This is a genomic window from Allorhizobium ampelinum S4 (assembly GCF_000016285.1).
Taxonomy (GTDB): domain Bacteria; phylum Pseudomonadota; class Alphaproteobacteria; order Rhizobiales; family Rhizobiaceae; genus Allorhizobium; species Allorhizobium ampelinum.
The window spans coordinates 1,044,991-1,066,358 of record NC_011989.1 but is presented as its reverse complement, the minus strand read 5'-3'; the positions used below and the strand labels follow the sequence as shown (position 1 = coordinate 1,066,358).

23 protein-coding genes are annotated in these 21,368 nt (G+C 56.9%); 10 read left to right on the top strand and 13 right to left on the bottom strand.

Features of this window, described 5'->3' with window-relative positions; genetic code table 11:
* Window positions 1-134 precede the first annotated feature (134 nt).
* Window positions 135-1,019 (top strand): VOC family protein, encoded by an 885-nt coding sequence (locus tag AVI_RS05015; protein ID WP_015915325.1) that lies wholly within the window; start codon window positions 135-137, stop codon window positions 1,017-1,019.
* A gap of 3 nt (window positions 1,020-1,022) precedes the next feature.
* On the opposite strand, the gene AVI_RS05010 is transcribed toward AVI_RS05015, so the two are convergent.
* Both AVI_RS05010 and AVI_RS05005 read right to left on the bottom strand, forming a co-directional pair.
* A complete protein-coding gene (locus tag AVI_RS05010; protein ID WP_015915324.1) occupies window positions 1,023-1,802 on the bottom strand; it encodes a polysaccharide deacetylase family protein in 780 nt (259 codons plus the stop codon).
* Between the two features lie 163 nt (window positions 1,803-1,965).
* Window positions 1,966-3,738, bottom strand: a complete 1,773-nt coding sequence (locus tag AVI_RS05005; RefSeq protein WP_187152377.1) for an FAD-dependent oxidoreductase — start codon at window positions 3,736-3,738, stop codon at window positions 1,966-1,968.
* 662 nt (window positions 3,739-4,400) lie between these two features.
* Here AVI_RS05005 and AVI_RS04995 point away from each other — a divergent pair.
* Window positions 4,401-5,501 (top strand): AI-2E family transporter, encoded by a 1,101-nt coding sequence (locus AVI_RS04995; protein WP_015915322.1) that lies wholly within the window; start codon window positions 4,401-4,403, stop codon window positions 5,499-5,501.
* 45 nt (window positions 5,502-5,546) lie between these two features.
* Here the strand turns inward: AVI_RS04995 and AVI_RS04990 are convergent, their stop codons facing one another.
* Window positions 5,547-5,936, bottom strand: coding sequence for a DUF930 domain-containing protein (locus AVI_RS04990; RefSeq protein ID WP_015915321.1), 390 nt, complete (start codon window positions 5,934-5,936; stop codon window positions 5,547-5,549).
* A 189-nt stretch (window positions 5,937-6,125) separates the two neighbouring features.
* Here AVI_RS04990 and AVI_RS04985 point away from each other — a divergent pair, with 189 nt between their 5' ends.
* On the top strand, window positions 6,126-8,288 hold the full coding sequence (locus AVI_RS04985; protein ID WP_049777142.1) for a S9 family peptidase: 2,163 nt from the start codon (window positions 6,126-6,128) through the stop codon (window positions 8,286-8,288).
* Between the two features lie 106 nt (window positions 8,289-8,394).
* On the opposite strand, the gene AVI_RS04980 is transcribed toward AVI_RS04985, so the two are convergent.
* From AVI_RS04980 to AVI_RS04970, 3 genes are all read right to left on the bottom strand, one after another.
* On the bottom strand, window positions 8,395-8,868 hold the full coding sequence (locus AVI_RS04980; RefSeq protein WP_015915319.1) for a fascin domain-containing protein: 474 nt from the start codon (window positions 8,866-8,868) through the stop codon (window positions 8,395-8,397).
* A gap of 208 nt (window positions 8,869-9,076) precedes the next feature.
* Entirely contained in the window at window positions 9,077-9,391 is a 315-nt protein-coding gene (locus AVI_RS30985; RefSeq protein WP_015915318.1) for a VirK family protein, read from the bottom strand.
* Between the two features lie 430 nt (window positions 9,392-9,821).
* Entirely contained in the window at window positions 9,822-11,999 is a 2,178-nt protein-coding gene (locus AVI_RS04970) for a multicopper oxidase family protein (protein WP_015915317.1), read from the bottom strand.
* A 295-nt stretch (window positions 12,000-12,294) separates the two neighbouring features.
* Here AVI_RS04970 and AVI_RS04965 point away from each other — a divergent pair, with 295 nt between their 5' ends.
* The gene (locus AVI_RS04965) at window positions 12,295-13,176 is read left to right on the top strand and encodes a branched-chain amino acid aminotransferase (RefSeq protein ID WP_015915316.1); all 882 of its coding nucleotides are present in this window, start codon (window positions 12,295-12,297) and stop codon (window positions 13,174-13,176) included.
* Between the two features lie 25 nt (window positions 13,177-13,201).
* On the opposite strand, the gene AVI_RS04960 is transcribed toward AVI_RS04965, so the two are convergent.
* Together AVI_RS04960 and AVI_RS04955 are read right to left on the bottom strand one after the other, a co-directional pair.
* Window positions 13,202-14,137 (bottom strand): GGDEF domain-containing protein, encoded by a 936-nt coding sequence (locus tag AVI_RS04960; RefSeq protein WP_015915315.1) that lies wholly within the window; start codon window positions 14,135-14,137, stop codon window positions 13,202-13,204.
* Between the two features lie 170 nt (window positions 14,138-14,307).
* A complete protein-coding gene (locus tag AVI_RS04955; RefSeq protein WP_041696354.1) occupies window positions 14,308-15,012 on the bottom strand; it encodes a DUF3592 domain-containing protein in 705 nt (234 codons plus the stop codon).
* A gap of 241 nt (window positions 15,013-15,253) precedes the next feature.
* On the opposite strand from AVI_RS04955, the gene AVI_RS04950 reads away from it, so the two are divergent.
* The 3 genes from AVI_RS04950 to AVI_RS04940 all read left to right on the top strand — a co-directional run bounded on the left by AVI_RS04950 (window position 15,254) and on the right by AVI_RS04940 (window position 17,038).
* Entirely contained in the window at window positions 15,254-15,607 is a 354-nt protein-coding gene (locus AVI_RS04950) for a YkgJ family cysteine cluster protein (protein ID WP_015915313.1), read from the top strand.
* Between the two features lie 263 nt (window positions 15,608-15,870).
* Complete coding sequence (locus AVI_RS04945) at window positions 15,871-16,473, top strand: superoxide dismutase (protein ID WP_015915312.1); 603 nt, start codon at window positions 15,871-15,873, stop codon at window positions 16,471-16,473.
* A gap of 94 nt (window positions 16,474-16,567) precedes the next feature.
* Complete coding sequence (locus AVI_RS04940) at window positions 16,568-17,038, top strand: GNAT family N-acetyltransferase (RefSeq protein ID WP_041696348.1); 471 nt, start codon at window positions 16,568-16,570, stop codon at window positions 17,036-17,038.
* Here the strand turns inward: AVI_RS04940 and AVI_RS04935 are convergent.
* Entirely contained in the window at window positions 17,025-17,468 is a 444-nt protein-coding gene (locus AVI_RS04935) for a winged helix-turn-helix transcriptional regulator (RefSeq protein WP_411910262.1), read from the bottom strand. The genes AVI_RS04940 and AVI_RS04935 overlap by 14 nt on opposite strands.
* Window positions 17,469-17,550: 82 nt before the next feature.
* On the opposite strand from AVI_RS04935, the gene AVI_RS04930 reads away from it, so the two are divergent.
* A complete protein-coding gene (locus AVI_RS04930) occupies window positions 17,551-18,165 on the top strand; it encodes an FMN-dependent NADH-azoreductase (RefSeq protein WP_041697683.1) in 615 nt (204 codons plus the stop codon).
* Window positions 18,166-18,270: 105 nt separating this feature from the next.
* Here AVI_RS04930 and AVI_RS30460 read toward each other — a convergent pair whose 3' ends face one another.
* The 3 genes from AVI_RS30460 to AVI_RS04920 form a co-directional block, all read right to left on the bottom strand.
* Window positions 18,271-18,645 (bottom strand): hypothetical protein, encoded by a 375-nt coding sequence (locus tag AVI_RS30460; RefSeq protein WP_139192283.1) that lies wholly within the window; start codon window positions 18,643-18,645, stop codon window positions 18,271-18,273.
* A gap of 11 nt (window positions 18,646-18,656) precedes the next feature.
* Entirely contained in the window at window positions 18,657-19,052 is a 396-nt protein-coding gene (locus tag AVI_RS04925) for a hypothetical protein (RefSeq protein ID WP_139192284.1), read from the bottom strand.
* A gap of 125 nt (window positions 19,053-19,177) precedes the next feature.
* Entirely contained in the window at window positions 19,178-19,693 is a 516-nt protein-coding gene (locus AVI_RS04920) for a GNAT family N-acetyltransferase (RefSeq protein WP_015915308.1), read from the bottom strand.
* Between the two features lie 131 nt (window positions 19,694-19,824).
* Between AVI_RS04920 and AVI_RS04915 the strand changes: the two genes are divergently transcribed.
* Window positions 19,825-20,658 carry a metallophosphoesterase gene (locus AVI_RS04915; protein ID WP_234617705.1) on the top strand — a complete coding sequence of 278 codons (834 nt, stop codon included), beginning with the start codon at window positions 19,825-19,827 and terminating at the stop codon, window positions 20,656-20,658.
* A gap of 61 nt (window positions 20,659-20,719) precedes the next feature.
* Here the strand turns inward: AVI_RS04915 and AVI_RS30980 are convergent, their stop codons facing one another.
* Window positions 20,720-20,884, bottom strand: a complete 165-nt coding sequence (locus AVI_RS30980) for a hypothetical protein (RefSeq protein WP_187152392.1) — start codon at window positions 20,882-20,884, stop codon at window positions 20,720-20,722.
* Between AVI_RS30980 and AVI_RS04910 the strand changes: the two genes are divergently transcribed.
* Window positions 20,856-21,305, top strand: a complete 450-nt coding sequence (locus AVI_RS04910) for a c-type cytochrome (RefSeq protein WP_041696339.1) — start codon at window positions 20,856-20,858, stop codon at window positions 21,303-21,305. The genes AVI_RS30980 and AVI_RS04910 overlap by 29 nt on opposite strands.
* The last annotated feature ends 63 nt before the right edge of the window (window positions 21,306-21,368 follow it).

Sequence of the window (21,368 nt, the reverse complement as noted above, 5' to 3'; positions counted from 1 at the left end):
GATGGCAACGCCACTGTTCAGCATTATCGAACGATCTTTCGCGTATATGCGCTGTACATGAAACGAAAGGCAGGCTCTATCTAGGAAGCAAGACGTTCCCAGCGCCCTCGCGCCAACCTATCGGACCTGCCGTCATGGATGCCCATCATTCCCCAAGCTTTGCCCTGACCCGCCCGATCCATATCGGACGGGCGCATCTGGTGGTTGGCGATCTGGCCATGGTCTCCAGCTTCTACCGACAGATCATTGGCCTCGCCGTGCTGGAGAGCGCAGCCAGCGGCATGGTGTTGGGGGTGGGCACGACGCCGCTGCTGACGCTGACCACCCGGAGCGATGCGGCCATGGCGCCGCCCACGGCAGCCGGGCTGTTCCACACCGCTTTTCTTTTGCCGAGCCGACAGGCGCTGGCGCAATGGCTGCGCCATGCCGCCCATTCCGGCGTTCAGTTGGACGGTGCTTCCGACCATCTGGTCAGTGAGGCGATCTACCTGTCCGACCCGGAAGGCAATGGCATCGAGATCTACCGCGACCGCGACCCGCAGGAATGGACCTATCAATCCGATGGTACGGTCGGCATGGCCACCCTGCCCCTTAACCTGCAAGAGCTTTACGACAGCGCCACGGATGAGGCATGGAACGGCCTGCCCGAAGGCTCCAGCATCGGCCATATGCATTTGCAGGTCGGCAATGTGCCGGAGGCAGACCGGTTTTATGAAGGTGTGCTGGGCTTGAAGAAAATGGCCACCTATCCCGGTGCCAGCTTCTTCGGTTCCGGCCAGTACCACCACCATGTTGCCGCCAATATCTGGAACAGCCGGGGCGCAGGCCCTCGCCTTGCGGCAATGACCGGGCTTGCCGATTACTCCCTAACGTTTAACGATGGAGAAGCGCTGCAAAAGGCCCTGGCGACGCTGGATGTGCTGGAAATTCCGGTGACCCTGGGCACCGAAGGCCACCGACTGACCGATCCCTGGGGAATTGGTCTGACTTTGAATTCGGTGCCGTCCATATCCGGATAAATGTCAGTTGACTGGCGGGCCTTTGACCGTTTCCACAGGGCCTGCCTCGCTCAGATGCACAAACACCACGCCCCTTGCCTTCAGTGCCTTTAAACCGGCAACCACACCTTCACCAGCCGCGTGGGTGGGCTGGTTGATATGGGCGATCAGCACGTCACCGTTTTTGGCGTGGGCAAATTGCTGTTCGGTCTGTTTGGCGCCCAGCAGCGAACCGGAATCGCCATTGATCGAAAAGCCGCCGATCTGGTAGCCCATCGCCTTGATCTCAGCGATGGCGGAGGGGGAATATTTGGCCGTGGCATCCCGGTACCAGCGCGGAGGAGAAAATCCTGCGGCCCGCATGGCGTCCGCGCCGCCGGTCACTTCCTCGGCAACAGCTTCCGGCGATCCGGCGGCAGCGATGCCATAGACGGTGGTCGGATAATCCACCGCCGGGATGTGGTTTTCGCCGTGGTTTTCCACCTCGAACAGGTCCGGTCTGGATTTCAGCACGGCAACGGCCTGCGGATTGGACCGTATCCAACGACCGGTAACGAAAATCGTCGCCTTGATATTGTCATCCAACAGGGTGGAGAGAATACGCATATCGGTCTTGCCCATGCAGGCATCCAGCGTCACCGCCACCTGCACCAACCCTTTCGGGGCGGCATGAATATGCAGTTTCGGCTCGATCAAACCATCCGCAGCGGCAAGAGCAGGCTTTGCTGCCCCATTGAGCAGCATCGACCCCAATAGCAGTGATGACAGGTAAATACCGATCCGGCGGACATCCAAAACAACCATGACACTCTTCTCGCGCCTGCCAGCCAGATGGCCGTGATACCAAGGCCCTCATACCAAGGTCTGGGATGCTGCATCCTGCCTTGAAGAAAGCGTTTCGGGAAAAACGCTTCTATCGTGCTGCCGTCAAGAGAATTTTATCGATGGAGCGGCTCGCTGGCCTTCCTCACGACCTCTGAAGGTTGAAAGCCAGCGCCTGGCTGTTGGGATCGCGCGGCAGAACCGAGGGCTTGGCGCCCGGTGGGACGTAGAGGCTGGAAATCAGCTCATCATAGGACACGTCCTGAATATCGGCCCGGCTGACAGCGACGAGCGCGGCAGCGGCACCTGCCGACTGTCCTGTTTGCATCAGGCTCATTTCCATGCGGATCGCCCCGAAGGCCTCATGGGTCGCGCTGAGCGCGAAGATCGACATCAGATTGGTGCATTCCGCCCGGCGCGGCACGATGGCCGACAGCGGAATGGTGAAGATGCGGTCAGCGCCGCCAGCCTCAGCCTCGAAATTGCCCTCGTTCCAGACACTGAGCGTCGGCGTACCCAGCATGTTGACCGTGGTACGGACGATGCGCTGGGTATGGTGGCTATCACGCTTGTAGGAACCAGTGGAAATCGTGTTGTTGTCGCGCAATTCCTGGTCGTCGGCAGCGGTCACGTCGTGGCCGGTCATCTGATGGTCGGACACCATGCGACGGGCTTCCCGCACATAGAGCTGATAGGGCCAATGCGCCTCGTCGTTTTCATGCGGGTCCTGATAATGCTGGCCGTCCAGTCCATAATCAAGGAACACATCACGCAGAGCGCCCGGCATGCGCGCGTCCTTGTGATGTTGCAGCGCGTAGAACAGGCCCCGCGTCCAGCGCTCATGGGCTTTCCAGATCTTTTCACGCATGCCGTAATCGGCCTGCGGATAGCCCCAGGAGCCGCCGATGTAATCGGTAGAGACCGCACCGCGATTGTTGATGTCGAAAATGCCGTTGCCAAGATCGTTATGCAGAAGAAACTGCATCTTGACGGCGTTTTCCGCGTCCGCGAGCTGGCCGCGTTCGCCAAGCGCCTTGATCCAGCGGAACAGCAATTCGTAACGGGTCGGATCGAAGCCCGGCGGGGGTGTCGAGGGCAGATCCACCCGGCGGGCCGGATCGCGCGTCATGGTCATGCGGAAATTATAGGCCTGCACAGCCCGGTCGCCCGCGCCAACTTCCGGGGAAGGATAATTACGGATGCCTGGCAAAAGCCCGCTGGCGGCCACGCCCTCAGTGACGAAAGGATCGACGCCGACCTGACCGATCACCCGCTCGAAACGGCGATGCAGCTGGAAATTATGATTTTCTCCCCAGGAATCCGTCCGGGTTCCGCGAAACCCGTTCAGCACATTGTCGCCGTCCTGCGGCTCGCGACCAACGGTCCAGGAAACGCCTGACGCGGCCATCAGGTCGCCTTCATAGCTGGCGTCGATGAAGACACGGCCATTAAACACCTGGCGGTCAACCGTTTCCATCGCATCGATCCGGGGTCCGGTCTTGGCGACCCGCAGCACACCACGGCTTTTAAACACCGGAATATCATATTCGCGCAGCAGTTTTTCAAACACGGTCTGGGCAAACCGGGGCTCGAAGGCGAACCGGTCGTCGGCCACCTGGGCCTCTTGATTGATCCTGGAAATCACATGGCGCGCCAGACCGCCGAAGGCGCTGCCGGCCTCGACATCGGTGCCGCCAAGCCCGCCCGACATCATCCCACCGGGATGACGTTCACGCCAGCCGCCAACAATTGCCACGGTTCTTCCCATGACTTTTGCCTGTATGGCAGCGGTAATCCCGCCGCTGGTCATTCCATAGACAATAACATCATAGGTCGCTTGCTGTGCAAAACTTGGTCTCAACGCAAAAAGACTAGCCGCTCCAGCAACAAACACTCGACGACCCATAATGAAACGCATAGTCATCCGCCTTGTACATATTATTTACTCTATCAATGTATTGGAAACCGCGCCAAAAAACACATATTTTCAGTTGCATTTTTTGTTTTTCCAACCCTAATACAAATCTTGGTTTTTACACTTTTCAGACACTTTTATTGGGTGCATCTCTATTTTTTTGGAGCAGTTACCTGCCAGTGTCAGGGGTTTTTTGTTTCGGATAGTTACAAAAACCTCCATATCTCCATGGATGCAGACTCAAAATGCCGATTTTTCGTAGACCCCTGTAATAATAGTGGATTTTACGAAAGGAGGCTGACGCTCACGGCTGCAACCCGTGATTTAGCGCGTATATCGTGCAGAGACCCGACCTGTTCCGATCGCCTGCTCCAAATTGATACAACCCTTGAATCCCGCAATTCGCACCAAAGTGGCGCAAGCAAGGCAAAATCTGGGCGGAACCACTGCCCGTTCTGCGCGTTAATTACGGATTGCTTGTCAAGACGCCCCTCAGCGGCGCTCTCTGGGAGAGCGTCGAGCCATAGCGCCAAATGGCGATGCGAAGGTCGAGCTGTTGGCAATCTGAAAAGATTATGTAGTAAATATAACATGTTGCGGCTTTGCACCTTCTGGTGCCAGCATCGCCGTAGACAATGATGGCACCGATGGGAACGTAAACGGACATGATGGATGACACGGTGAAGCGGCGGATTTTGCAGCCGGCGGAAACGCGGCTGGGCCGGCACCGCAAGACAGCGCTGGAACTGGCGCAGGCCTGGGCGGTGATTGGGCTCTTCCTGATTGTGGCAATTGCCGCGCTGCACTACGCAGGCACCATACTGATGCCCCTGACGCTTGCGGTTGTGGTCGGCCTTATCCTGGGTCTGGCAGCAGACCGGCTGGAGGCACTGGGTGTGCCGCCGATGATGAGCGCCGTACTGCTCACCACGGCGCTTTTCACGCTGGTGACGATCATTGCCAACACGCTGGCAGGACCGCTGATGGAACTGGCGCAGGACATCCCCAGCATTGGCCAGACCATGATGGATCGGTTCACACCCTATTTTCAACGCTTTCACTGGCTGCATCTGGACAGGCTTGCCAGCGGCAACGGCCCTATCAACCTCGACAAGATGCTGGAAAATGGCGGCGGCATTCTCTCGACAGTGGCAAGCCAGGTGACGCCCGCCATCGTCCAGACATTGATTTTCTTTGCCGCATTGGTGCTATTTCTGGCCGGGAGGGTGTCGATCCGCAAAACTCTGATCGTCTCTTTCCGCGACCGCGCTCGCCGGCTCTCGGCCATCCGCAGCATCAATGCGATTGAAACGGCGCTGGGCTTCTACTTTGCCACCGCTTCGGTAATCTACGCGGGCGTCGGCTGCTGCGCCCTGCTGATTGCCTGGGTTGGCGGGCTGACGCTGCCGGTACTCTGGGGCTTTTTCGCCTTTCTCTCCAGCTTCGTGCCTTTTCTCGGCGTCACCGCCATGACCTTTGCGCTGGCCGTGGCCGGAATGCTGACCCATAGCAGCCTGCTATTCGGCTTGCTTCCCGCCATCGCTTTCTTCACTGTCCATGCGCTGGTCGAAAATCTGGTGACGCCAGCCGTGATGGGACGGCGTATGGAGATCAACGCCTTTGGCGTGTTCGTCGCCATCATCTTCTGGACCTGGGTCTGGGGCGCGGCGGGTGCCATGCTGGCCGTGCCTCTGGCATTGATCGGCAAGGCGATCTTCACCGAACTGGCGCCCCATGCGGCACCGAAGCCAAAACTGCCAGGGTGACAGGGTGAAAAGGGTGACAGGCGTCACCCCACGGCTTGTTGCTCGTCAATTATACAAGTAATATTTGCTCCAGCTTTCCTTGGGCACCTCGGCGCCCACCTGATAGCTGAAATTCTTCACGTCCAGGCGTTGGTTGCCGGTCTCGCACTGGTATTTCAGCCGATACCAGTGGCCCTTGCTGCGAAACACCGCGCCCGGCGCCTTCAGCCGGTTGCCATCGGCCTTGGTCTGGGCGAACGTATAGGCGATCACCTTGTCGGGCGAATAGGTTTTGCTATCCTTGCCAATCCGGCTCATCGCCTCCATGTCGCAGCGCTGTTCCAGCCGCTCGGCCGGCGACAGCGACTTGAGCTGGCGGGTGGCAGCGGCGTCAAGCGCAAAGGCCGATTGCGCAAAAACCATCGCCAAACCACCCCCTAAAATCATCAATCGCATATAGAATTTCCTAACAGATACCGATTCGGCGGAATGTATTGCCTGGTTTCTCGCGAAGCCAGCACTCAAAACGTGCATCCCGCATTTGTGATCGGGGCAGCATGTCGCTGCTCCCGGCCATGGCCAATCCATGGATTTATGCTTGATCGGTGCCGGGCTGACGCCTATCTCTCATGCAACACCGGCCTTATGCCAAACCCCGCCTATGCGAAAAAAGCGAGATTGCTCTTGTCTTCACCCTCAAAGTCCCTGTTTGCCAACCTGCCCACCGCCCCCACGGTCCAGAAGAAACCGCTGAGCGACACCCGCCACGGCATCACCCGCATTGACGACTACGCGTGGCTGCGGGCCGATAACTGGCAGCAGATGTTCAAGGACACCTCGATCCTTGATCCGGAGATCCGCGCAGTTCTGGAGGCCGAAAACACCTATATGGACGCGGCCATGGCCGATACCAAGCCACTGCAACAGCAGCTGTTTGCCGAGATGAAAGGCCGGATCAAGGAGGATGACAGCTCCATACCGATGAAGGATGGTCCTTATGCTTACGGTTCGGCTTTCGTGACCGGTGGCGAGCAGCCGCGCTATTTCCGCATTCCACGCGACGGCGACCCAAAAGACGAGAGCCTGCGCGAATTGCTGCTGGATGGCGACAAGGAAGCGGCGGGCAAGGATTATTTCCGCCTGTCCGGCATCGACCATAGCAATGATCATGCCCGTGGCATCTGGGGCTATGATGACAAGGGGTCGGAATATTACACGCTACGCATCCGCGATCTCAAAACCGGCGAAGATCTGGCCGATGTGCTGGACAATACCGCTGGCGGCGGCGTCTGGGCACCCGATGGCAAGAGCTTTTTCTATACGCTTCAGGATGAAAACCACCGCCCGTCCAAAGTCTTCCACCATATTATCGGCGAGCCGCAATCCTCCGACCGGCTGGTCTATGAGGAAAAGGACCCCGGCTTCTTCATGGGGGTCGGCGGGTCGCTGCTCGATGACTTTATCTATATCGACATCCACGATCACGAGACCTCGGAATACCGGCTGCTGTCCACCAAAGATCTGACGGCAGAACCTAAGCTGGTGGCTGAGCGCGAGGAAGGCGTCGAATATTCGATGACCGAGGGCGGCGATGTGTTCTACATCCTGACCAATGCCGACGGTGCCCAGGATTTCAAAATCATGGAAGCGCCGGTTGGCGCGCCGGGCAAGGAGAACTGGAAAGACCTCGTTCCCCATGTGCCGGGCCGTCTTATCCTGTCGCATATGGCCTTTGCCGGACATCTGCTGTGGCTGGAACGCCGCGATGGCCTGCCGCGCATCATGATCCGCGACCGCAAGACCGGCGAAGAACACGCTATCGATTTTGCCGAGGAAGCCTATTCGCTTGGCCTGTCAGGCGCTGCCGAATATGATGCCACCGTCATCCGTTTCTCCTATTCGTCGATGACGACGCCCAGCCAGCTCTATGACTATAACATGGTGACGCGCGAGCGGGTGCTGCTGAAAACCCAGGAAGTGCCATCGGGCCATAAGGCCGAGGATTATGTGACCCGCCGGGTATTCGCCAAGGCGCATGATGGCGTCGATGTGCCGGTCACGCTGCTTTATCGCAAGGACACGGCCCTTGATGGGTCCGCCCCCTGCCTGCTTTACGGCTACGGCGCTTACGGTGTGACCATTCCGGCTGGTTTCAACACCAATTGCCTGTCGCTGGCCGACCGGGGTTTCGTCTATGCCATCGCCCATATCCGCGGCGGCAAGGACAAGGGCTTCCAATGGTACGAAGACGGCAAGATGGAGAATAAGGTCAATACCTTCAAGGACTTCATCTCCGCCGCCGATCATCTGGTGAAAGAAGGCTTCACCGCCTATGACAAGATCATCGCCGAAGGCGGCTCGGCTGGCGGCATGTTGATGGGCGCCGTCGCCAATATGGCACCCGACAAATTTGCCGGCATCATCGCCGCCGTTCCCTTTGTGGACGTGCTCAACACCATGTTGGATGATACCCTGCCGCTGACCCCGCCCGAATGGCCGGAATGGGGCAACCCCATCGAGTCAGAAGAAGAATACCGCTGGATCGCCGCCTATAGCCCCTATGACAACGTAGGCAAAAAATCCTATCCGCCCATTCTCGCCCTATCCGGCCTCACCGACCCCCGCGTCACCTATTGGGAACCCACCAAATGGGTGGCCAAACTGCGCGAAAATGCACCCGATGCCGGGCCATATCTGCTGAAAACCAACATGTCCGCCGGCCACGGCGGCAAATCCGGGCGGTTTCAGCGGTTGGAAGAGGTGGCGTTTGAATATGCCTTTGCGGTGAAGATGGCGGGGAAGATGTGAGGGAGGCTGCCTGGACATCAGCGTAACGTTGCGGCTCTATTTGAACCAGATCCGGATAAGAACCGCCCCCTGCCAAGACAGGGAGCGGCAAATGCAACTTGGCTCGTTAAGCTGCATCAACGATATGGAATTTCTCCCAGGGCCCAACCCCGATCTGGGCATTGACAATGCCGGAACCGGCGCCCTCGAATTTCGTGACCGAGCTTCCGTCAACACGTAGATAAAGACCCGGAAATGCCTTGGACTGGATTGCAGCCGTACCATCGGCTTGCGGCACCAGGAGGAAATGCTCGTAAGGACCCGGGGGGTTCACCTGGCCATTTACAACGCCGCCGCCGTCCGCATTCCCATAGCTCACACCATTGCCGTCAAGGCGCAAATAGACCAACGGAAACTCGTTTGAGCGGATCGTCACGCTGCCGTCCTCAGTTACATCGAACTGGAAGGCTTCATAAGGACCTGCGCCGAATTGGCAATTGACCGTGCCCTCTCCACTAGGCGCTGGCGACACATCTCCTGCTCCATCCAGGCGTAAAAACACATTCTGAAATGCCGCAGAACGAATATTCTTAATTCCCATAATATCCTCCAAAATGGGCCGCGCCAAAACTTGCGCGGCCCATCAATAGCGGAAGCATTCTGTTTTTTCTACCTAAGAGGGATATTAAATATATATACAACCAAAATTAGTCAATCCCCACAATGATTGCCGCGCTTTAAAGCACATGCATCGCGCAGGCATTCACGCCCCGGCTTTTGACAGGGAAATATTCAGGGAGTGAAGAAGCTCATGCCGTCGCGAATTTGCAATTATAGGCAATCACCTCGCCCTTGTGCGCCTTCTCGGGCATGGACAGCGTGGTCATCGTAAAGCTTGCGGTCTCGTCCGGCTTCAGCGAATAGCGAAGGAACTGGTAGATCGGCTCTTTATCCATCGTCGTGATGGTAAAATGCTCGTCCGAAAAGCTGATCGAATTGTCGGGACGAATGAGGAAGGCGGAGATACGGAGGTCACCTCTCATCATACCCGGCTTTTTCTGATCGTCGGTCGAGGTGCATTTGGTGAAATCGAGCACGACATTGACGGTCTCTCCCGATGTCAGTACCGTTAAACCGCACTTGCGGTTGGCAGCGCCATGGCGGCCTGGCCGGCAATCGGCATCATAAACAAACTCAGTCGAATAGCAGGTGCAATGGAGTAGCGCATATCGTATCCACCCGAAATGATATAAAAACCAGCCCAGCCAATAGTGATCTCCAGGCAGGTCGCAATCAACGAACGTCGGCGGGAAACAAAGCGCTAAATCAATTAGAAAGCCCGCAGGCGCACGGCAGCCACCCTGCCTGCCCGCGCGTCAAAATCGCGTGCGCGTGGCCGGACTTAACGGCGGCGGTCAGCAGTTCGCGCAGGTCGGGGTAATCGGCGGGCGGCGGTCTGCCACCCGCTATTTTCAGTCTCGGGGCTTCGGGACAGGGCAAATCTACTCCCATGCCCCGGCACAGCCTTCGATCCCACCCTTGCGGGCAAACCCCTCAATGATGATGGGCGTTTGCCAATCCTCCGGCACCGTCGGGCAAGCCGATGGAGACATTTTGCATCATGCCCTGGTCTTCATGGTCGAGGATGTGGCAATGCAGGACGAATTCGCCGATATAGCGTTCATAACGGGTGCGGATGAAGATGCGGTAGACGCCTTGCGGCTTGGCGGCCTCGGGAGCATCGGGGATCGACTTGCTGCTGAGATCGCCGTTCAGCCAGGCGGCATCAACCGCTGTCAGCGGGTTGTTGACATTGCTTTTGATCCAGAGCGTATCCTTCCACACACCTTTCAGTCCAGCATATTGCGAATCCGAATTCTCCTTTCCGTCTGTGACCGGCCCGCTGACATCGTTGCCAGCAGGATCGAGAATGCGGACGATCTGGAAGGGATTGACATGGATATGAAAGGGATGACTGACGAAATAGGAGCGTAACTCCCATTCCTGCGCTGTCCCCAACACCAGCTTGCGATCAACCACATTCGGATCGTAAGCCTTGGCACCGTCTGGCACATAGACGCCGACATCGTTTTGCACGACATTGAAATTATTGCCGACCTGGAAGCCGTTAGGCCCGTTGCCGCCCGCGCCGAGATTGATGAAGAACACCAGATCCTGCTTTGGTTGGCTGGCAACTTCTTCGTCGGTAACTGTCGGATGGGGAATGAATTTCGTCAGCTTCAGCTCATCGTTCAGATCAGCGACCACCGTCTTGGCGACATCAGGCGTGTAGAAGGCCTTGGCGTTGGCGATCAGCTGGCGTTTAATGTCAGCAATCGGATCACCCGCTGCGGGCGCGCCCTTGCCCCCTTTGACCCGGACGAAGCCGAGAACCGAGCGGGCCTGCTGCGTGCGCGTGACGGAATTGGCAGCGTCGGTTGGCGGGTTGACGATGCAGTAAAGACCGTCTTCCGGGAAATTCACCAGCAGGTCGTTGCGATAGCCGGGTTGCAGGGTAACATCCTTGCGCACCTGACCTTGCTGCATGGTGAGCCCGTCGGAAGCCGCAACGACATACGGCACCGGCTGTCCGGTGCACAGGTCAGTGGCGAACCGGTCTTCCCCATCCGCATCGGTGCTGCGCTCCCGCTTGAAGAAATCCGTGGTGTTCATTTTGCGGAACTGGACCTGGATCGTGTTGCGCACGCCCGCATGCACCAGCCGCCAGCGCTCGGTCTTGCCAGTTTCAGCATTGGCGAACACGGGCCGCACCCGGCCATTAACCGTCGTGAAGCGACCGGAATCATCCCAGCTCGAAGGCGTGAACTGGTCGTAGGAAATCACCTCGCCCACTTCGTCCTTCTTGCAGCTCCAGTCGATGACATATTTTCCCTTCGTCGGGTCTTTGGAATCCGGGACAAATGTCTGTTTCAGCTTGCCATCCTTCAGGCAGGCATAGGGGATCTGCTCGAACACCAGCAGCCGTTCAGGAAACGGTTTGACCAAGGTGTCGAGGTCGCCATTGGTCTTGTCTGTTGGTGGGCGGTCGCCGCGAATGATCAGTGCGCCCGCCATGCCGCTGCCGACCTGCAAGGCGGTGGAGCCATGGCGATGCGGGTGATACCAGAATGTGCCCGCCGGATGATCAGCTGGAATATTGTATTCATATTCAAACTTCATGCCCGGATTGATCGACAGCAGCACATTGTCGCTATTGCCGGTCGGGCTGACCCACAGGCCGTGGCTGTGAAGATTGGTGCCGTTGAAGCAATGGGGTGTATCCACCGATGTATCGCTGGATGTGCAGGACGGGTCGGCCGGCAGCTGGTTGTCCAGCCTTACCCGAATGGTGTCGCCCGGCATGGCCTCGATGGTGGGAGCGACAAAGGGATGGTCACGATCGACATTGGTGCCTTGGTAACTGCGCAAGCGCACGCGATCGAAAGGGTTATCCGGCGGCCCACCCGGTTTGCGGATCGTGCCTTCCGTATAGACGACCTTGAGGTCGAGCACCTGTTCGCGCCCGGCATGGGGCAGCGGCACCGTGGATGGTGGCACCCGGTAAAGCGTACCCTTCGGCGCAACAGTCGATTGCCCCAGCACGGGCGGATTGCCGAATGCTTCTTCTGCGGCAGGGGGGCTTGCACCCTGCGGGGCATCCTGCGCCAGGGCTGGGCCTATCGGGCTAATGAAGGCGGCGGCCAAAAGGCAACGCCATCGAGCACTTTGCATGAAATCTCCTTAAGAAAAACAAGGGAATCGCGAAAAGCTACACTTTCTTTAAGTAGCAAAAAAAGCAAACACAACTTTGATGACAGAACACCAAAGCCATCGATGAACTCTGCAACGACTGATCGTCATCCCATTGTATTTATAAAGACATTTCGCAAGACGCGCCGTCCGTCCGAGACCCGGTTGACCGACCGGCCATTTTTGGGGGCAAGTGCTGCATGCCCTTTGTATTTTCTCCTTGACGTTGCGCAATGCAGCGGTTCTTTTGCCGCGACACCCGATCTGGAGACTGAGAATGACCGTCGATACCACCCCGCGTACCCCCACCTGGACCTATGTCGATGGCGAATGGCTGTCGGGCAACCCGCCACTGATCGGGCCGACATCACATGCCATGTGGCTGGGCTCGACGGTGTTTGACGGGGCGCGCTGGTTCGACGGGATCGCGCCTGACCTCGACCTGCATTGCCAGCGGATCAACCGTTCGGCTTTGGCCATGCATATGCAACCGACCATGAGTGCCGAGGAAATCGAGCGGCTGGCGCGTGAAGGCGTGACCAGGTTCGATGGCAAGACGGCGATCTATATCAAGCCGATGTATTGGGCTGAACATGGCGCGCCGGGCTCGGTCGTGGCACCCGATGCCGCCTCCACCCGCTTTGCGCTCTGCCTGTTCGAAGCGCCGATGCACACCGCCACGCCGCACACGCTGACCGTGTCTCCCTTCCGTCGCCCCTCGCCGGAATGCGCGATGACCGATGCCAAGGCCGGCAGCCTCTATCCCAATTCCGGCCGGATGATTCTTGAGGCGCGCGCCCGTGGTTTTGATAATGCGCTGGCGCTGGACATGAATGGCAATGTGGCGGAAACCGCCTCTTCCAATATCTTCATGGTCAAGGACGGCGTGGTGTTCACCCCGATCCCCAACCGCACCTTTCTGGCGGGCATCACCCGGTCGCGCGTCATCACCCTGCTGCGCCAGGCAGGCTTCGATGTGCAGGAAGTCACGCTCAGCGTCACCGATTTCCTCGGTGCCGATGAAGTATTCACCAGCGGCAATTATTCGAAGATCGCCCCGGTTTCGAGGCTTGACGGCCGCGATTACCAGGAAGGCCCCGTGACCCGCAAGGCACTGGATCTGTATATGGACTGGGCGCGGTCGGGCAGCGATCTTTAACAGACTGCAAGAGACCGGATGGGCTTTAAAGCCGCCGTTCCAGTGTCGGGGGATCGTCAAACCGCAGCGATTGTCCCCGGCCACGGCTTTTGGCACGGTAGAGAGCATTGTCAGCGGCCCGCACCAGGTGTGTTATCTCTGTCCCATGCTCGGGAAACAGCGAGTAGCCAAGGCTGACACCAACATAAAGCGGTTGGCCCTCGAAGGCGATCGGGTTCTGCGTGCACGCAATCAGTCGCTCAGCCAGCTTTGCACCGCTTGTTTCCGGGGCCAGGTCATCGTCGCAGAGGAAAAGAAATTCGTCGCCACCCAGTCGGGCCGCAAAATCGTTACGGCCAAGCACCGAGCGAAAGCGGCTGGCCATTTCCTTAAGCACAGCATCACCGGCGGCATGACCATGGCTGTCATTGATCCCTTTAAACAGATCGAGATCAGCAACCAGCAAGGCAAACCGGCCGCCACGTTCAAGCTTCAGCTTGGCAAGCTGGCCGATCTGCATTTCGGCGGTGGCGCGATTGGCAAGACCGGTCAGCATGTCATGGCTGGCAAGATAGGCAATCTTGCGCGCCGCCAGGATTTCCTCGGTAATGTCCTGTTGCACCGATAGAATGAACCTGTCCTCAATCAGCCGGTCTTCCACCGCGATGATGCGATCACCAATTTCCAGCTGGGTTCGAGAGACACCGTTATTATTGCGCAGACGATCCAGCAAGGTGCCAAAATGTTCGGCTGGATCGGTATTCCAGTGGGACAGGTCCCCGGACGCGACCAGGGCATCGAAATCAGCATTGGCTGAACGGAGCACAGAGTGATCATGCAGAGCCAGGAATGCCCGGTTGAAATAAAGCGGGCTACCATCCAGACGCAGAAGGCTGACACAGATGCCCATGTGATCCATGGCCAGCCCCATGGCCTCAAAACGTTCCCTATCGTCGACCTGCCAGTCAAGCGCATCCTGCATCGTTTCCCCTCGTGATATGCAACTGATGTCTATCGCGCAAACACTAACCTTTGGTTGTTTTAGGAAAGGAAAGAGTGCTGAAAGACTGGATTTATGAGGCCAGTGGCCTCATCTGAGCCCTGTTCGACGGCTCAAGATATGAAACCCCCTACAATCAGGGGCTTCATTTATCAGGGATCGTTGACCACACCCGCAAGGTCAATCATATGACGTTCGGGCTTGCTCGGATCAACCAGCACCCGCAGCTTTCGGCCCTGAAGCTGTGCGGATGGATCAACCCAGATTGGACCGCTCTGGTATCGCCTCAACGTACCGTTGACGGGATCTGGCCCTTGCGCGACGACCCGGAACGGGTTAGCTCCGTTGATCTCAATGCCTTGATCGAGAAACACATGCAGAAAGTCAGCGTCGACCGGCCGACCGAACCGCATCAGCCAGGTGTTGCGACGTTTTTGCAAGAACACGACAACAATGATGGCGCCGCCAATCACGGCGAACAGGGTACCCATGCCTGCAAACATTCCAGGTAAAAAATATCGCCCAAAGGCATCGTCAATCCGCGCATTGGATGGCGATTGTGGATCGTAATACACATCGACCGTGTCGCCGCGTGAAAAACGCGGCGGATTGGAGCTCACGTGATCGGCCATTTCCTGTTGCTGGCCACGGGCATCGGTAAAACGGACAATGGCCGCATAGGTTGTTCCATCATGGTCATTGTCGCTTTTGCGCGCAAGATCAACCACCACTCCTTTCGCTTTTGACCCGCTGGCATAAAACTGGCGGTCAAAATAGGCTATGCCAGCGCCAGTTGCGACAAAGGCAAGTCCGAACACAAAAAGAAAAGCCCCAACAAGTTTAATAATCTTGTTCACGCTGAAATCTCCCCTCGCAAAAAGCACCGGCATTATGGAAACGAGATAGGGCGGCTGGAAATTCAGACCACGAGCCGCACAGAAATTTCTGCGCACCTTCTAGGAACCGTCATGGGTATTTGAGATATTGCGATGCCTTCAAGGCGACTATGGTTCAATATCCTCGAGCCTTGCTATCGTCTGGCAGCGTATCACCAAATTTCAATTTGCCCTCACCCTTTGCATCTGGTTTAAACCAGTGATGCTGGAAACCTCCCCGCCCGAAATTTTCGATTGCCAGACCTGCGGCGCCTGTTGCGCCTATCAGGCGGATTGGCCGCGCTTTTCGCTGGAAAGCGACGAGCAGCTGGCGAAAATCCCCGAGAAATTCGTGGCGGCGGATCTGAGCGGCATGAAATTCGAGGTCGATGCGGCTGGCAAAGGCCGCTGCGCGGCGCTGACCGGCGAACTTGGCAAGCATGTCGGCTGCGGGGTTTACGACGTCCGTCCGCAGGTCTGTCGTGATTGCATGCCCGGCGATCCCGAATGCAAGATTGCCCGCAAAGCGCTCGGCTTCCCCGTCGATGACCTGCCCGAGCCGGACGTCTATGACTGATAACAGGCTTCGCCTGTTTGCTTTATTGTGTTTCGGTAGCGGTTAAAGCTGGTGCCATTACCATCGGTAACGGGCAAGAATCGAGGCTCTCGGGGAAGCTCCAGACAACACTGGAACATTATACCATCCAAGGGATTAACCGAGGAAGGAAACTTCCCTAGGGGGAGCGAATTTACCATTTCGCAGGTTGCCTCTTGTGCCCCGCAATCCTATGGTCCGCTCGCTCACGATTTCCATACTCGATGCCAAGAGGAGATTTTATCATGGCTTTCGAACTTCCCGCACTTCCCTACGCTTACGATGCACTCGGCCCATTCATGTCGGCCGAAACGCTGGAATTCCACCACGACAAGCATCATCAGGCCTATGTCACCAACGGCAATAATCTGCTGAAGGATTCGGGCCTTGAAGGGCTTTCGCTGGAGGAAGTCGTCAAGCAGTCCTATGGCAAGAATGCCGGCCTGTTCAACAATGCCGGCCAGCACTACAACCACGTGCATTTCTGGAACTGGTTGAAGAAAGACGGCGGCGGCACCAAGCTGCCTGGCAAGCTGGAAGCAGCGATTGCTTCCGATCTCGGTGGCTACGACAAGTTCAAGGCCGATTTCATCGCCGCTGGCACCACCCAGTTCGGCTCCGGCTGGGCCTGGCTCTCCGTCAAGGACGGCAAGCTGGAAATTTCCAAGACCCCGAATGGCGAAAACCCGCTGATCCATGGCGCATCGCCCATCCTCGGCGTCGATGTCTGGGAACATTCCTACTATATCGACTACCGCAACGCCCGCCCGAAATATCTGGAAGCCTTCGTGGATAGCCTGATCAACTGGGATTACGTGGCCGAGCTTTACGAAGCCGCCACCAAGTAATCGGCAATAACAGACTACCGACGATAATAAGGCCCGGCAGCTTGATGCGCCGGGCCTTTTTCATGGAGCAGACCCTCAAGCCGTGCAGGAAAAAATGATTGAATTCAAAGGGATGTCCGAGGAGGACTACAGTCGCTACCTCAATTATTTCATTGCGGATTACGCTGCCGAAATCGCCCTCAATTATAACCTCGCCGAGGGCGAGGCGTTAAAACGGGCAGAACACGAGATCGCTCAAAGCCTGCCGCACGGCCCGAAAACACCGGGTCATGCATTGCTTAACATTGTTGACAAGCAGCAGCAGGCGATCGGCTATCTCTGGTATCGCTTCGATGAAACGACGAAATCCGTGTTCATCCTTGATTTCTATGTCTTTCCGACCCATCGCGGCAAAGGCCAGGGCAAACAAGCCCTTGCCGCCCTGGAAACCTTGCTGGCAGAGGAAGGATACCGCGAAATCAAGCTGCGGGTCGCTGCCGACAACGACCGCGCCCGGCATATCTATGAATATGGTGGCTTTCGTGTCACCGGCGTCAACATGGCAAAGCAGATCAGGGCTTCCTGACGCCTTGCTTCTTTGCCGCCTTGTCGAAACTGTCGCGGGCCTTGGCAATACAAGCATAATTGTCGAAGGCCCAGTGGCCAAGCGCCTCGATCGGCTGGCGCAGCGATTGGCCGAGATCGGTCAATTCGTAATCCACCCGGGGCGGAATGGTGGGAAACACGGTGCGCTTCACCAGCCCATCGCGCTCCAGTCCACGCAGGGTCAATGTCAGCATGCGCTGGGAAATGCTGCCGATCCGCCGCTTCAACTCATTGAAACGCTGTGGGCCATTGGCCAGCATCATCACGATCAACACGCTCCATTTGTCGCCGATGCGGGTCAACACGCTGTTGACCGCCTCGCAGCTGCTGCGCTGGTTGACCGCTGCCATGGAAACCTCCGGCGCGGCTGTCGGTTCGGATGTGGTTACATTGATGTGCCCGAGTTCCAAGTCTGTGCCTCCTTGCGCCCGATTGGCAGTTACCATAAGTGTGCCAGTATTGATTTGATACCACAAGGAAAGGTCGATGACCATGAAACTTCTGCATCTCGATTCCAGCGTGCTTGGCCCCTATTCCGTCAGCCGCGACCTGTCGGCGTCGATTGTGAAGACACTCAGCGAAAAGACCGCTGGCCTCGACGTCACCTACCGCGATCTGGCCGCCAATCCGCTTCCGCATCTCTCCGGCCTGACGCTGGCGGCTGCCATGGGCAATTACGATGCCAGCAATGACGAAGCCACCAAGGCCGATCTGGCGCTGGGCGGCGAAGTGCTGGAACAGTTCCTCACCTCCGACGTGGTCGTTATCGGCGTCGGCTTCTACAATTTCGGCATTCCGAGCCAGCTCAAGGCCTGGATCGATCGCATCAGCGTTGCCGGCAAGACCTTCAAATACGGCGCTACCGGTCCTGAAGGCCTGTGCGGCGGCAAGCGGGTGATCGTTGCCATCTCGCGCGGCGGCATCTACAGCCAGGGCCCTGCGGCTCCGCTTGAACATGCCGAAACCTATCTGAAGGGCGTCTTCACCTTCCTCGGCATCACCGATCTGGAATTCGTTGTCGCCGAAGGCGTCAACATGGGCGAAGAAGCCAAGGCCGCTGCCGTCAAGGGCGCCAAGGATTCGATCGCGACCCTGAAGGCCGCTTGATAAAAGCTGCTTTATGATAAATAGGCCAAAGGTACTTTACATATTCCTTTGGCCTTTTTTCTTAAATAGAAAAATACTCAATAAAATCAATGATTTATAAAAATATTATTTTACTCTGCAAAGTTTTATCGCGTCTGAATTAACTTTGTTTTTTAAACAATCATCAAAAATTTCATTTTGATCATCTTTATCTAAAAGTGGCGCCGCGTATTTTCGGCAGTATTTTGAAGCATCCCAAAAAATCGAACACGCAGAAGAATTCTGCATATTAACAGCGCTATCCTGCAGCTCGACCGCATCAGTCCCGGGAAGAGTAATCCGTGAGTTTGCCGAGGTATAGCGCCCTGACTGCACATATACGCCATCCGCTCCCCGAATATATTCATGTCCATTATGCCATCCCCTTGCAGGTGGAACATTGGTGCATTCCGTCAAAAAAAAAGGCATTAAAAATATAAGGATAATAGGACCTGTACGCACATCAGCACCCTTTAACGCGCTAAAAACTCGCAGGTTTCTCTCGTGCTCTCCAGATCATATTTGTCCTGATCTGCGCCTTGTTTGAGACATTTTTTAAGCAAACCTTGGTTCAGCAAGGTCAAGGCGGGCTTTTGCGCCAACAATCCTGGACATGAAGGAAGACCGAAATCGTGCTCAAACTTACACGTTTTCATTTTTTCTAACGTCTCTTTCCAATCATCTGGAAGAAGAATAAATGCAGGTACGCCAAATACCAATATTTTGCAAAAACGCATTAATTTTTTAAACAAGACATGAACCTCACGCTGTACAAATACACGCCGATTACGCATGTAGCCGAAGCGAGCAATTTTAATTATTAACCACCGCATCCAAGTGTTACTCGCACTTGGATAGATTGGTCTCAATGGCACTAAGCCTCCTTGTTGGCCGCTCTTTCCAAATCAACCATAGATATATGCGTCACATTTCATCAATCGCCGAAAGAGATTTCAATTCCGTTACCACCAGACGCCCCCAAAACTCGGTTTCTTCAACCGCTTCGTGACGGAAACACCACCTTGGCCCAGCGCTCATGATCGCGCCATTCCCCGCCGATTTTCAGGTAGCGCCTGGAAAAACCTTCCTTCTCAAAGCCGCAGCGCGCGACAAGTGCAATCGAGCGCAGGTTTTCCGGCTGGATATTGGCCTCGACCCGGTTCAAGCCCACCTCCGTGAAGGCATGGGCAATAACCGCGTTCAGCGCGTCCGTCATCAATCCGCGCCCGGCAAAGGCAGCCATGCCGTAATAGCCGAGATAGCAGCTTCTGAAGTTGCCCAGCACGATCTGACTCAGGGTAAAGACCCCGACCACACCGTGACTGTCTGACTCTCGGGCAATCAAACCAATATTGGCACCGCTGATCGTCAGGCTGAGATAGGCCTCGAAACCATCGAGATCGGTGAAGGGTGCCGCCCAGGGCGCATGGTAATCGCGGCTGGCCAGATTGGCCGCCACCAGATCCGCCCCGTCGGCGCGGCAGATGCGGGAGAGTGTGGTCGATGACATGAGAGCACTCCAATGAAAGTGCGCCGATGTATTCTCCCGTCATCCACAGTGCAAGCCCGCCGCCGTCATGCTGCTGTTATAGCCGGGGCATAATTCGACGATAAATGAAACCGACCGCGATGCGCACTCCCATGCCCAAACTTCGTCTCGGGCTGATCGCCGATCCGCAATATGCCGATCTGCCGCCCAACCTGACCGCCAACCGCTATTATGCCCTGAGCCTCGCCAAGATGCAGGCGGCCATCGACGTGTTCAACGAACAGACGCTGGATGCCGTGCTGCTGCTGGGCGACCTGATCGACCGGGATTTCCGCAATTTTGCCCCGGCCTTGAAAGTACTGGAAGGTCTGCGCCATCCGCTGATCACCCTGCCCGGCAATCACGATTTCGCGGTCTCCGACGCGCAAAAACCGATGGTGCGCGACGCGCTGGGCATGCCCGCCCCTCACTTCGACCGGGTGATCAAAGGTATCAGGCTGATCTTCACCGATGGCTGTGAAATCTCCACCTTCTCGGTGGCGCGCGACGACCCAGCCAGGGAAGTGGCGGTGCGCCAGCTTCTGGCGCTGAAGGCAAAGGGCGCGGCCAATGCCCAGGACTGGAACGCCGCCATCAGCCAGCCGCAACTCGACTGGCTGGAAAGCCGCCTGACGCTAGCGCATGCCGCAGGGGAAAAGGCCATCGTCTTCGGCCATTATCCGCTCCATCCCTTCACCGACCACGCCCTTTGGAATGCGCAGGAGGTGGCCGACGTGATCGCCGCCGCACCCGCTGCCATCGCCTATATCAACGGCCATGACCATCGTGGCGGCTATGGCTTGATCGGCGATACCCATTTCATCACTCTGAAAGGCATGGTGGATGGCGAAGAGGACACCGCCTTTTCAATTCTGACCCTTGCGACAGACGCGCTTGGGCTTCAAGGCTTTGGCCGCGAAGAAGACAGGCTCTTGCCGATCAGGTGACACGGCGATTGAAAGGGTTGCTGATATGATTGTTATATCAGATATTTAACCATCGCAAACATCACTCTCTTGTGACTTTATTTGCATTTTGATTTACCATCAAAATGCGGTGACCGAAATTGAAGAGAATATCACGTGTGAAAAACGCCGCAGGTTCGGCCATCAACAGGAGAATGACGATGATATCAGGGCTTGGCATGAGGAAGCTTGCAACAATGGCCGCCATTGGCCTCTGTCTTGGCGCCGGCCTCAGCAGCGCGGTCAGCGCCGCTGATGAGCCGCAGGTGGTGCGCGCTGGAATGATGAAGAAAGTCGGCGGTGCTATGGGCCAGCTGGCCGCTATCGCCAAGGGCGAAAAGCCCTATGACGCAGCCGTGGTCAAGGCTTCGCTGACCACGATGGAAGAGGTTGCCAAGGCCTTCCCGGAACAGTTCCCCAAGGGCTCCGAGACCGGCCTCAACACGGAAGCCAGCCCGAAGATCTGGGAAGACCCGGCCACCTTCAAGACCAAGGCCAAGGCGCTTGAAACCGCCGCTGCAACGCAGCTCGCCACCCTGCCCGCCGATCAGGCTGGCGTTGGCGCGGCAATGAAGAGCATTGGCGGCACCTGTGGCGATTGCCACCAGACGTTCAGGCTGAAGAAATAATTGCATCCCATGTAGAGACCCGTCCGGGCCACCCGGGCGGGTTTGATATATAAAGAAATTGGG